8 protein-coding genes are annotated in these 11,949 nt (G+C 67.3%); 1 reads left to right on the forward strand and 7 read right to left on the reverse strand.

The genetic code is table 11. The annotated features are described in order from the left end of the window. Positions 1–3 precede the first annotated feature (3 nt). Complete coding sequence (gene ampE, locus ACPEH1_RS00955) at positions 4–897, forward strand: regulatory signaling modulator protein AmpE (RefSeq protein ID WP_017354560.1); 894 nt, start codon at positions 4–6, stop codon at positions 895–897. 33 nt (positions 898–930) lie between these two features. On the opposite strand, the gene ACPEH1_RS00960 is transcribed toward ampE, so the two are convergent. The 7 genes from ACPEH1_RS00960 to ACPEH1_RS00990 form a co-directional block, all read right to left on the reverse strand. Beyond that, positions 931–1,359 carry a DUF2752 domain-containing protein gene (locus ACPEH1_RS00960; protein WP_423715073.1) on the reverse strand — a complete coding sequence of 143 codons (429 nt, stop codon included), beginning with the start codon at positions 1,357–1,359 and terminating at the stop codon, positions 931–933. A gap of 79 nt (positions 1,360–1,438) precedes the next feature. Next, positions 1,439–1,672, reverse strand: a complete 234-nt coding sequence (locus tag ACPEH1_RS00965) for a CD225/dispanin family protein (RefSeq protein WP_423715107.1) — start codon at positions 1,670–1,672, stop codon at positions 1,439–1,441. A gap of 88 nt (positions 1,673–1,760) precedes the next feature. Beyond that, the gene (locus tag ACPEH1_RS00970) at positions 1,761–2,051 is read right to left on the reverse strand and encodes a CD225/dispanin family protein (protein ID WP_026070528.1); all 291 of its coding nucleotides are present in this window, start codon (positions 2,049–2,051) and stop codon (positions 1,761–1,763) included. Positions 2,052–2,275: 224 nt separating this feature from the next. Beyond that, positions 2,276–4,165, reverse strand: a complete 1,890-nt coding sequence (locus ACPEH1_RS00975; RefSeq protein WP_017354564.1) for an MFS transporter — start codon at positions 4,163–4,165, stop codon at positions 2,276–2,278. Positions 4,166–4,251: 86 nt separating this feature from the next. Next, the gene (yccS, locus tag ACPEH1_RS00980) at positions 4,252–6,429 is read right to left on the reverse strand and encodes a YccS family putative transporter (protein WP_313241602.1); all 2,178 of its coding nucleotides are present in this window, start codon (positions 6,427–6,429) and stop codon (positions 4,252–4,254) included. A 79-nt stretch (positions 6,430–6,508) separates the two neighbouring features. After that, the gene (locus tag ACPEH1_RS00985) at positions 6,509–8,578 is read right to left on the reverse strand and encodes a TonB-dependent siderophore receptor (protein ID WP_423715075.1); all 2,070 of its coding nucleotides are present in this window, start codon (positions 8,576–8,578) and stop codon (positions 6,509–6,511) included. Positions 8,579–8,796: 218 nt separating this feature from the next. Next, positions 8,797–11,919: an efflux RND transporter permease subunit gene (locus ACPEH1_RS00990; protein ID WP_017354567.1), complete on the reverse strand. Its 3,123-nt coding sequence runs from the start codon at positions 11,917–11,919 to the stop codon at positions 8,797–8,799. Positions 11,920–11,949: the final 30 nt, after the last annotated feature.

Consider the following 11,949-nt stretch of genomic DNA (forward strand, 5'->3'; position numbering starts at 1 on the left):
TACATGTTCACCACCCTGGTAGCCGTGCTGGTTGCGTTGGCGCTGGGCCACGTCGCGCCTTCGGCGGCGGTTGCGCTGCGCCGGTTCGGCCTGTTCCGGCGCTGGCTGCAATGGCTGGATGCGCATGCCGCCGACGGCGGCGTCTGGCGTGGCCGCTACGGCGCCATCGTCGCGCTGCTGCCGTTCGTGCTGGCGTTGGGGCTGCTGCAGTGGCTGCTGCACGACCGCCTGTTCGGCCTGCCCTCGCTGCTGTTGGGGGTGCTGGTCCTGGTGGTGTGCTGGGGCCCGCGTGACCTGGACCGGGACGTGGAAGCGGTGATCGACGCAGACGATGCGCACACCCGCCATGCGGCGATCGCGCAGTTGCAGGCCGCCGGAGGCAGCCTGCAGGAGGATGTGTCTTCGCTGGTCGAAGCGACCGTGGTGAACGCGCTGCGGCGCTGGTTCGCGGTGCTGTTCTGGTTCCTGCTGCTGGGGCCGGTCGGGCCACTGCTGTATCGCCTGCTGGCCCTGATCGCGGTGGGGCCGATGCGGTCGCTGGCCAGTGCCGAGAGCGTGGCCGGCGCGCGCGTGGCGCTGTCGTGGCTGGAATGGCCGGTGGCGCAGCTGATGTCGCTGTCGATGGCGCTGGTCGGCAACTTCGATACCGCCTTCAAGGCCTGGCGCAGCGCGCACGGCCATCAATGGACGCTGTCCACCGTGTTCCTCGGAGCGGTGGCGCGCGCCAGCGTCAGTGCCGAGCTGCGCGAGGATGCGCATGACTACAGCGATGCGGGCATGGTGCCGGTGTGGCGCCGCCTGCCGGAGCTGCGCGATGCGATGAGCCTGGTGTGGCGGATGCTGCTGCTGTGGATGGTGGTGCTGGCGCTGCTGGTGATGGCCGGCTGGGTGACATGAGCCGTACCCACCGTAGCGCCGGGCTCTGCCCGGCTAGCTGATCGGCGCAAGCGCGGTGAACGGTGCCCACGGCAGGTTGCGCAGCACGGCATAGCCGATCAGCAGCACCAGCCAGAACATCGGGCTGGCGAGGACGCGCATCAGCGGGTCCAGCGCACGCATGCGCACACCGGCACCGTTGAGCAGCATCAGCAGCAGGAACGGCAGCGAAATCACCAGCAGGGGATTCATTGCCATCGCGCCCTGCCAATCCAGGTGCACCAGCGAATAGAGGCAGCGGGTACTGCCGCAGCCCGGGCAGTACAGGCCGGTCAACGCGTACAGCGGGCAACCGGGCAGCGGGCTGTTGCTCGCGTACGGGCTGACGTGGCGCAGCACGACGGCCGCACCGGTGGCCAGGCTGGCGGAGATCGCCAGCGGCGCCCAGCGGATCAGGCGGGACCGGGAAAGGGATGGGGACATCGGAAACGGCATCCTGCAAAGACGAACGGCCCGGTCCGGGCACCCTGCGGTGCACGGAACCGGGCCGTTGCGACCACGATCAGTAGCTCGAGCCGCTCAGCGCGCCCAGGCCGCCCATCGCCATGATGAAGCCGAAGTACAGCACCATGCCGACGACGGCGATGATGGCCGACCACATGGCCCACTTCTTGGCCTTGTCCGACGATTCACGGGCACCGGCGATGTCGCCAGCGGCCAGTTTGCCGTTGACCTGGGCGGCATACACGATCGACACAATGCCGGCCGGCAGGCAGCAGAACAGCGTGGTCAGGATGGCCTAGACGAGGTTGTTGGGTACTTGGGGTGAGGTGGCATTCATGGGTGAAACTCCATTTTTCTTGGGTGGGTTGAGCGAGGGTGGATCACAGGTCGGAAAGAGCGCCCAGCGCGGCCATGCCGCCGAACAGCCCGAACCACAACAACAGCAGTACCGGCGCGACAAGTGCGGACGCCAATGCCCACCACCCCGCCTTGCGGGATGCGTCGTAGGCGCCTTCCAGATCGCCGACCGCACGACGGCCGTCCACCTGTGAGGCGTACACGATCGACACCACACCCAACGGCAGGCAGCAGAACAGCGTCGTCAGGATCGCCCAGACCAGATAGTTGGGGACCACGACGGCCGGTGGGGTCAGTGGTGGCGGGTGGTTCAAGTGCTACTCCATTCCTTTGGTAGTCCGGCAACATCACCAAATGCCGTCCGGACACCCCCTATAGGGGGGTAATCTACCCGATGTTGCGACGCGATGTATGCGTTTACAGCGACGCCGATGCGCGGCACGTCGACCGGGGCCGTGCCGCAGACGGCACGCTCGCGGATTTTGCCGGCATTTGCGTCGCGATCCGGGCGCGTTGCGCACGTCCCGGCGGCCGGTCGTCAGCCCTGGTTGGCGCGCAGGACACGCACCTGCGCTTCCAGCTGTTCGGCGCTGGCGCTGGCGCCGTCTACCGGGGGGCCGGCAACGACCTCGACATGGGCGCGGAACCGGCGCGGCACCCGCATCCGGCCCAGCCGCGTGTCGCGACGGCTCCACATGCTGGCCCACATGCCCCGCAACGCCATCGGCACCACCGGCACCGGGCGCCGTTCGAGGATCTTCTCGACGCCGGATTTGAACGCGGCCATCTCCCCGTCCCGGGTCAGCGCCCCTTCGGGGAAGATGCAGACCAGCTCGCCCCCGGCCAGCGCGTTGTCCACCTCGTCGAAGGCCGCCTGCATCAGCGCGGGATCTTCGCGGGCGCCGGCAATCGGAATCGCTTTGGCGGTCCGGAAGATCCAGCGCATGACCGGAATGTTGAAGATCCTGTAGTACATGACGAAACGCACCGGACGCGGAATCGTCGCCGAGAGGATCAGCGCGTCCATGTAGCTGACGTGGTTGCACACGATCAGTGCCGCGCCGTCGTCGGGGACGTTGGCCTCGATGCCGTGCAGGCGCAGCCGGTACAGGGTGCGCACCATGACCCAGCTGAGGAAGCGCATCAGGAATTCGGGGACGATGGTGAAGATGTAGATCGCCACCACGGCATTGGCGATTGCCAGGGCCAGGAACAGTTGCGGAATGGTCCAGTGCAGGAACTTCTGCGTGACCAGCGCGATCATCGCCGCCGCCACGATGAACCCGGAGTTCTGGATGTTCAGCGCCGCGAACACGCGCGACATCTCCGACTTCGGCGTGCGGCTCTGGATCAGGGCGAACAGCGGCACCACAAAGAAACCGGTGAACAGGCCGATGCCGATCAGGTCGATGATGATGCGCACACTGCCCGGTTGCGCGGCGAACTCGGCCACCCCGAGGCCCGCCGCCGTGGCGGTGCCGGCACGGGCGAAGTACAGGTCGAGCATGAAAGCGGTCATGCCGAACGCGCCGAGCGGCACCAGGCCGATCTCCACTGTGCGGCCGGACAGCTTCTCGCACAGCAGCGAGCCTGCGCCGGTGCCCACCGAGAACAGTGCCAGCGCGAAGATGTACAGGGTCGGCTCGCCGCCCAGGTTGACCACCGCGTAGGTGGGCAGTTGCGAAGTGAGCATGGTGCCCACGAACCAGAACCACGACACCCCGAGAATGGCGTTGCGCACGGCCTTCTGCTTCCTGGCCAGACGCAGCACGGCCAGTGATTCGGGCAGTGGGTTCCAGTTGATCCTGAGGTCGGGAGCGCCGGCATCGACCTTGGGGATCATCCGTGCGGTGACGTTTCCTGCCACCGCCAGCGCGATCACCGCGGTGGCCGCCACTACCGGCCCGTAGCTGCCGGCCAGGGTGAAGATGATGCCGCCGCTGATCATGCCGGTCAGGATCGACATCGAGGTGCCCATCTCGACCAGCCCGTTGCCACCGGTGAGCTCCTCGGGCCTGAGCACGGACGGCAGCACCGAGTATTTCACCGGCCCGAACAGCGTGGACTGCAGGCCGGTGCAGAACAGCGCCACCAGCAGCACCGGCATGCTCTGGGTCAGGAACCCGACCGCCGCCAGCGACATGATCGCGATCTCCATCGTGGTGGTGATCACGATCAGGCGCGACTTCTCCAGCTTCTCCGCGATCTGGCCGGCCAGCGCCGAGAACAGGAAGTAGGGCAGGATGAAGATGGCCGGCGCCAGCGTGGTGTACAGCGACTGTTCGGCCTGGCTGACGCCGAGGTAGAACAACAGGCCGATGATGGCCTGCCGGTACACGTTGTCGTTGAATGCGCCCAGCGACTGGACGATGAAGAACGGCAGGAAACGACGCTGCCGGAGCAGGGCGAACTGGCTATGGCCGGACATGGGGACTCCTTGCGAACCGGCAGACTACCATTCCACGGCGCAGCCATGACATCGGCACGGCGCCGGTCCATGTGCCGCCGCCGCGCTCAGCGCAGCGTGCGTTCGGCCTCGTTGGCGGCGCCACGCAGCTTGGGCAGCAGGCGCAGCATCAATCCCATCTGGGTGCGGATGAGCTGCAGCTTGGGCGGCATCTCCTCGCCGATCTGCTCCAGCTGTTCGGCCAGGGCGCGGTCGCCGTCGTTGTCGTTCTCGGCCACCGGCTGGCGCTGCTCGAGCGCGGCAGCGATCTGCTGCATGGCCTGCTCCACGCGCTCGCCGCCGGCCAGGGCCAGCGGGTCCTGCCCGTAGCTGTCCAACTGCGCGCGGTGCGCGCCCAGCGCCGAGAGATGGCCGAGCAGGGTGTTGGACAGCGCCAGGAAGCGGAAACCCGCATCCAGGTTGCGGCGGACGTGGCCGGGCTCGCGCAGCATGTTCGACAGCGCGGTGGACAGGGCGGCATCGGCGTTGTGCATGTCACGCCGTGCGATCCGGTACGCCAGGTCGTCCTGCATGCCACTGCCGTACTGGCCGAGCACGGCATGCAGGTAGCGTGCGCAGTTGGACAGCACCCGCGCCATCACTTCGTTGAGGCGCCGGCCCTGCCAGTCGGGCAGGATCAGGAACGCGGCCGCCGCGGCAATGCCGCAGCCGATCAGGGTATCCACCAGGCGCGGCCAGATCAGCAGGAAGCCGTCGCCAATCAGGTTGAAGCAGGTCAGGGCCATGACGGTGATCGCCGCCGAGGCCACCAGGTAGCGATCGCTGCGGGTAAAGAAGAACAGCAGCGCCGACAGCAGGGCGATCAGCAGTTCGATGCGCAGGTCCTGGAAAAGCTGCATCAGCGCCCAGGTCAGCACCAGCCCGATCAGTGTGCCGGCGATACGCTGGGCCAGCCGCTGGCGGGTCGCGCCGAAATGCGGGCGGCACACGAACACGATGGTGAGCAGCACCCACGAGCCGTTCTGCGCGTTGAACAGGCGGATGGCGGCAAAGCCCACCACCAGCGCCAGGGCCATGCGCAGGCCGTGACGGAACAGCACCGACCCCGGCGTGAGCTGCTGGCGGATGCGCACGAGCATTTCGCGCAACGTATGCGGGTTGGTGTCGCGCAGGCGGGTGTCGACGTTGTCCAGCGTGGATTCGGACTGCGCCGCTTCCGACAGCCGGCGCTCGATGCTCTGCAGGTTGTGGCCAAGCAGGTCCAGCGAGGACAGCAGGCGCTGCCACTGAGGGTTGTGCTGCGCCCGCAGCCAGGCAAGCGAATCGGTGAGGTCGGCATTGGCCTGGCGGGTCCGCTCGCCATACTCGAACGGGCGGCGCATGCGGATGGCCTGGCCAAGCTGGGCGCAGGCTTCGCCCTGCAGCGCCAGCAGGCGCTGGCAGCGGTACAGGACATCGCTGTGGAAGAAGGCGTCGGTGAGCGCGCCATAGGGGTAGTGGGAGGAGCTGGCGCGCTCGTGGAAATCCTGCGCCATGTAGTACAGGCGCAGGTACAGTCCCGACTGCACGCCGGGCCGGCCGGAGCGGCCAAACCGCGCAAGGATGGCGACCTTGGCGATGTTCAGCGCTTCGACCACGCGCCGGTTCTGTTCGGCCAGGGCAAGCTGGCGCTGCTGCAGGTCGGCATCGCGCACGGGTTCGAACAGGTCGGCCTTGAGCTGCAGGTAGCGGCCGAGTTCGACGAACAGGCGGGCCAGGCGTTCGCGCACCGGACGGTTGGCGAACAGGGCGGTCCACAGGATGGACAGCAGGCCATACCAGACGGCACCGGCGAGCAGGTGGCTGACGGCGGCGATGGCCTGGGCACGGTCGCTGGCGCCATGCTGTTCCAGGCCGATCATGGTGTAGATGGCCAGGGTGACGGTGGCCTGCGCGATGGAGGCGTAGCGCTCCCCCAGCGCGCCGAGCAGGGTCAGCCCGAAGGTGGAGATGGCCAGGGCAGTGATGAACAGCCACGGCCACGGGAACAGTTCCACCACCGCGGCGGCGGCGATGACGAAGCAGAGCAGCGAGAGCGCGACCGATTTGGTGCGGCCCCACCAGTTGTCGTCGGTTTCGGCAATGGCGCTGGCGATGATGCCCAGGAACACGCCGGGCAGCGCGGGCAGCTGGTCCAGAGACCAGCACAGCCCCATCGCCGCCGACAGCGCGATGAATACCCGCAGCCCATAGCTGGCTTTCTCATGGGCCCAGAGGCGGCTGAGGCGGGATTCTCGGACGGACATGCGGACTCGTGGCGCGGGGGCGCCTCATTATTGCGTCATTGCAGTGAATGCTGCATCCCGGCGCCGTCACGCCCTTCGATTACCGATCGAACCGCACGCTGACGGCGACGCTGCGCGGCAACCCGACACCGGCGTTGGACCAGTACGTCCTGTTGGTCAGGTTTTCCACGCCCGCGCGCCAGGTGACCGGATGTCCGTTGGCCTGCATGCGGTAGCCGATACCGGCATTGAACAGGGTGTAGTCGGGCAGCTTCAAGGTGTTCTCGACGTTGTAGTAGACATCGCCGTAGTAGCGGGCCAGTGCGTACAGGCTCAGGCCATCGATCTGCGGCACGCTGTAGTCGGCGTGCACGACGCCGTTCCAGCGTGCCGCACCACTGGCACGGTTGCCTTGGTTGGCGGCATTGTCGGGCGAGAGCCTGTCGTAGATCGGGTCGAGCCACGTGACGCCGCCGCCGACGGTGAGGGCATCGCTCAGGCGCACGGTGCCGCTCACTTCCACCCCTTCGTACAGGGTGACACCGTCCTGCACCAGCTGCTTGCCGGCGCCGGTGAGCCGGTCGATGGTGGCGCCGCGCTCAAGGCGGAAGGCCGCTGCGTTTGCGTTCCAGCGCGGGGTCTCGATCTTGGCGCCGAACTCGAACTGCCTGCTGAGGGTGGGGTCGAGCACCTCGCCGGCGTTGATGTAGTCCGAACCGACCCGGCTGCCTGCTTCCAGCGATTCCACGTAACTGGCGTACAGGGTGACGGCGTCGGCCGGCTTGTACATCACTGCGTAGGTCGGGGTGACCGGGTAGGTGTGGTAGGCGCCCTTGTTGTGGAAGTCGTTGTAGCGCGCACCGGCCAGCACCGACCAGCCGCGGCCGAGTGCCACGGTGTCGCTGACGAACACGGCCTGCTGCACGGTTTCGCTGCCGCGGGTCAGCACGCGCGAGCCGACCGGGTCATGGCGCAGGGTGGGGCGCTGGTAGAGGTTGCCGCGGCCAATGGTGTTCCATTCGTACGGGCGATCCCAGCCCAGGCTGGTCTGGTGCGACATACCGGCCACCAGCTGGTGCGACAGCGGTCCCGTGCGGAAGCGGCCCTGCACGATCGCCTGGGCCTGTTTCCACTCGCTCCTGCCGCCAAGCTCGTAGGTGTTGACGTTGTAGTCACCGTTCACGTCGTCGATGTAGGCGAAGACCTTGTTGACGTCGTTCCAGGAGGTGGTCACGCCGTAATTCAGGCTGGCCTTCCAGTCGCTGTTGATCTGCCAGTCCAGGCCGGTCGACAGCAGGCTGGAGCGGGTGTCGTAGTAGGTCCCGTCGATGCTGTTGTCGACGTCGCCGGCGATCGGGCGCGGCAGGGTGGTCAAGCCGATGAAGTAGTACTGCGGCGATTCGTTGCCGAGGTCGCGCTGCTGGAACACGCCGTCGAAGGTCCAGGTGAGCCGGTCGCTCAGGCGGGCATCCAGCGACACTGCACCGACCTTGCGGTCCACCTCGCCACCGTTGAAGGTTTCGCCCTTCTCCTGGTAGGCATTGAAGCGATAGCCGAACATGTCGTCGTTGCCACCGCGGCCGCCGATATCGATCTGCCCGCTGACGATGCCCTGCTCACGCCACCCCAACTGGGCGGCGAAGGTCGGGGTATCGGTGGGCTTTTTGGTCACATAGTTGACGATGCCGCCTGGCTGGCCGAAGCCGTACATGAAACCGCCCGGACCCTTGAGCAGTTCGACCTGGTCCATCACTTCCAGCGGCCACTCCGTGCCCCACGACGAGACCTGCAGGCCGTTGACCCGGTAGCTGTCGTAGCTGAGGTCGATGCCACGGTTGCGGACCGGCGAGCTCCAGCCGCTGGCATAGGCGCTGACCTGGGTGACCACGGACGGATCGGTCAGGAAAGCTTCGCCGAGCGCGACCACCTGACGCTTTTCGAGGTCGTCGCGGCCCACAACCGAGATCGCAAAGGGGGTATCGCGCACGGGGCGGTCGCCCAGTGCGCCGGTGGCGGTGTGGGTGCGCTCGGCGGTGACCCTGATCGCGTCCAGGTCGGTGGCCGAGCGTACGCGCGGAGCGCTGTCGGGAGTGGATTGCGCGTGGGCGGCGCAGGCAGCGGACAGGGCCACGGCCAGGGCGACCAGACGGGGCAGGGGAGCGGACAGCATCGTTTTTTCCTTGGCGGACAGCACAGGACCGTCCGCGATCATGGGATGGCGGGAGAGGGGGTCGATGGCTGGATCGCGCAGGCTGGCCGCAGAGGGGCAGCGGGTGCATCGCCGAGGGATGCAGGACCGTGGCTGGAGGCGAATTGTTGTTGTTTGGCTACCCCGGCGTCAAACCACCAGGGTTCATGCAGCGCTGCCGGCCCGAGGCCGGCAGCGGGTCAGGCGGGTCTGGCCCGCTTGAGCAGCTTCTTCTCGCGGCGGCGTTCGCGGCGCGCGACCCAGCGCTCGCGCAGGCACGAGAAGATCACGTACAGCGCCGGCGTGCTGAGCAGGGTCAGGCTCTGCGAGAACAACAGGCCGCCGATCATGGCGATGCCCAGCGGGCGTCGCAGTTCGGAACCTTCGCCCAGCCCGATCGCCAGCGGTACGGCGGCCAGGATGGCCACCATCGTGGTCATCATGATCGGCCGGAAGCGCACGATGCTGGCCTCGCGCACCGCATCGCGCGGGCTCATCCCGCGTTCGCGCTGGGCCACCACGGCGAAGTCGATCATCATGATCGCGTTTTTCTTGACGATGCCGATCAACAGCACCAGCGCGATCATCGAGATCACCGACAGCTCGGTGTTGGTCACAAAAAGCGCCAGCAGCGCACCCACGCCCGCCGCCGGCAGGGTGGACAGGATCGTCACCGGGTGCACCAGGCTTTCGTACAGCATGCCCAGCACCAGATACACGGTGATGATCGCGGCCAGCACGAGGATCAGCATCGAGTTGGGGTTGAGCTGCACGTTGAAGCCGCCCCCGTCGCTGATGCGGATGTCGCCGGGCAGGCGCAGCCCGTCCACGGTGGCCTTGACGATCGCCTCGCCCTCGCCGGTGCTGACGCCCGGTGCGAGGTTGTAGCTCAGGTCCATCGTGGTGTACTGGTTCTGGTGGGTGATCTGCGGCGGTGCCAGCCCCGGGACCTGGTGCGCCACTGCGGTCAGCGGAATCATCTCGCCATTGCCGGCGCGCACGTGGATTTCGTCCAGAGCCCGCGGGGTGGCCGTCTGCTCGGGCAGCGCGTTGACCACCACGCTGTACTGGTTGATGTCCGAGTAGATGGTCGAGATCTGGCGCTGGCCGAACGCGCCGTACAACGCGCCATCGATCGCGCCCACCGACACGCCCAGGCGCGCGGCCTTGGCGCGGTCGATCTGGATGTTCTGGCGCAGGCCCGCCGTATCCACATCGGTTCCAACGTCGCGCAGCTTGGGGTTCTTCTTCAGCGCGGCCTGCACCTTGGGCAGCCATTCCTGCAGCTGGGCCAGGTCGTTGCCCTGCAGGGACACGCGGTACTGCGCGCCCTGGCTGTTGCCGCCGCCGCCGTCGCTGGGCAGGTCCTGGATGGCGCGCAGGCGCAGCTGCAGGTCCGGATAGCGGTCGGCCTTGGCGCTCAACCGCGCCAGTGCCACGGCCGTGGTTTCCTTGCGGCCTTCCTTGCGCGTTTTCAGTTCGATGTTGAACTGCGCGCTGGAGCCCTGGCGGCCGCTGCCCAGGCGCACGCCGACGGTCTTCACTGCCGGATCGGCCATCAGCATGTCGGTGATGCGGCGCTGGCGGTTGACCATGTCCTCGAAGGAAACCGTGGCGCTGGAGTTGGCGCGGCCCCAGATCAGGCCGGTGTCCTGCGCCGGGAACGAGCCCTTCTTGACCGCGCCGCCAAGCATGACGGTGGCCACGATCAGCAGGATCGGGGTCAGCGCCAGCAGCAGCGCGTGCCGCAGCGAGAAGTCTAGGCAGACGGTGTAGAGGCGCAGCATGCGGTCGTGCATGCCATCCAGGAAGCGGCCGACCCGCGACGGCGTCTCCGGCGCGGCGTGCGCGCTCAGGAAGCGGCTGCACAGCGCGGGGGTGAGGGTCAGCGAGACGATCATCGAGACCACGATCGCCGCCACCAGGGTGATCGTGAATTCGCGGAAGAACGCCCCGACCATGCCGCTGGCGAACAGCAGCGGGATGAACACCGCGACCAGCGAGGCGGTGATGGAGACGATGGTGAAGCCGATCTCGTGCGCGCCGGTCAACGCCGCCTGCATGCGAGGCATGCCCTCGTCGAGATGGCGCATGACGTTCTCGATCACCACGATCGCATCGTCGACCACAAAGCCGATCGCGATCACCAGCGCCAGCAGGCTGAGGTTGTTCAGGGTGAAGCCGAACACGTACATCACCAGCGCCGCACCGGCCAGCGACAGCGGCACGGTCACCGCGGCGATCAGGGTCGGTGCCAGCCGGCGCAGGAACAGCGCCATCGTCAGGATCACCATCGCCAGGCTGATCAGCAGGGTGATCTGCACTTCATGCAGCGACGACCGGATGGTCGGCGTCCGGTCGAAGTACGGGGTCATCGTGGTGCCCGGCTGCAGGTAGTCGCGCAGCATCGGGATCTGCGCCTTGACCCGGTCCACCGTCTCCACGATGTTGGCGCCGGCACGGGTGAACACGTACATCACCACCGCCGGTTTGTGGTCGAACCAGGCGGCCTGGTAGGCATCCTGCTGACCATCGTAGACGTTGGCCACGTCCTTGAGCCGGATCACGCGGCCATCGTCCTGGGTCTTGATGACCAGGTTGGCAAAGTCGGCGGCACGCGCCACCGAGTCGTTGGCGATGATCGCGGTGGTGGTGTTGCCGTCGGTGAGGAAGCCGGTCGGGGAGGTCACATTGGCCGCGCGCACGGCGTTGCGCAGGTCGTCCGGGGTCAGGTTGAGTGCGTTGAGCAGGCGCAGGTTGACGTCCACGCGCACCGCCGGGGTGGAGGCACCGGCGATGTCGACCGAGGACACCCCGCCGATCTGACGCAGCCGCTGGGCCAGCAGCGTATCGGCCACGTTGTACAGCTCGTCGGCCGACTGGGTCTGCGAGGTCAGCGCGATGGCGATCACCGGATCGTCGTTCGGGTTGGCCTTCTGGAACATCGGCGAACCCAACCCGGAGGGCAGGTCGGACTGGGCCGAGTTGATGGCGGTCTGCACGTCCAGTGCCGCCGAGTCGATGTCCACGCCACTCTGGAAGATCATGAAGACCAGCGAGCTGCCTTCCGAACTCGATGAGCGCATCTGGTCCACGCCCGGCAGCTGGCCGAGGTGCCGCTCCAGCGGCGCGGTGACCGTCGAGGCCATCGTGGTCGCGTCCGCGCCGGACTGGCTGGCGTGGACGAAGATCACCGGAATCTGGATGTTCGGCAGCGCCGACACGCCCAGCTTCAGGTAGCAGAACAACCCGACCACGAACAGGCCGATGGCCAGCAGCGCGGTGCCGATCGGGCGACGGATGAACGGCCCGGAGATGTTCATGCGCGCCCCTCCAGAGCGTCGGACGGCAGG

The organism is Stenotrophomonas sp. NPDC077421 (assembly GCF_049545505.1).
In the GTDB taxonomy this organism is placed as follows: Bacteria; Pseudomonadota; Gammaproteobacteria; order Xanthomonadales; family Xanthomonadaceae; genus Stenotrophomonas; species Stenotrophomonas nematodicola.

What these genes read in the sequence shown, in the direction of transcription:
- ampE (WP_017354560.1), top strand. Translation starts at nt 4, where the DNA reads ATGTTCACCACCCTGGTAGCCGTGCTGGTTGCGTTGGCGCTGGGCCAC.
- ACPEH1_RS00960 (WP_423715073.1), bottom strand. Translation starts at nt 1,359, where the DNA reads ATGTCCCCATCCCTTTCCCGGTCCCGCCTGATCCGCTGGGCGCCGCTG.
- ACPEH1_RS00975 (WP_017354564.1), bottom strand. Translation starts at nt 4,165, where the DNA reads ATGTCCGGCCATAGCCAGTTCGCCCTGCTCCGGCAGCGTCGTTTCCTG.
- yccS (WP_313241602.1), bottom strand. Translation starts at nt 6,429, where the DNA reads ATGTCCGTCCGAGAATCCCGCCTCAGCCGCCTCTGGGCCCATGAGAAA.
- ACPEH1_RS00985 (WP_423715075.1), bottom strand. Translation starts at nt 8,578, where the DNA reads ATGCTGTCCGCTCCCCTGCCCCGTCTGGTCGCCCTGGCCGTGGCCCTG.
- ACPEH1_RS00990 (WP_017354567.1), bottom strand. Translation starts at nt 11,919, where the DNA reads ATGAACATCTCCGGGCCGTTCATCCGTCGCCCGATCGGCACCGCGCTG.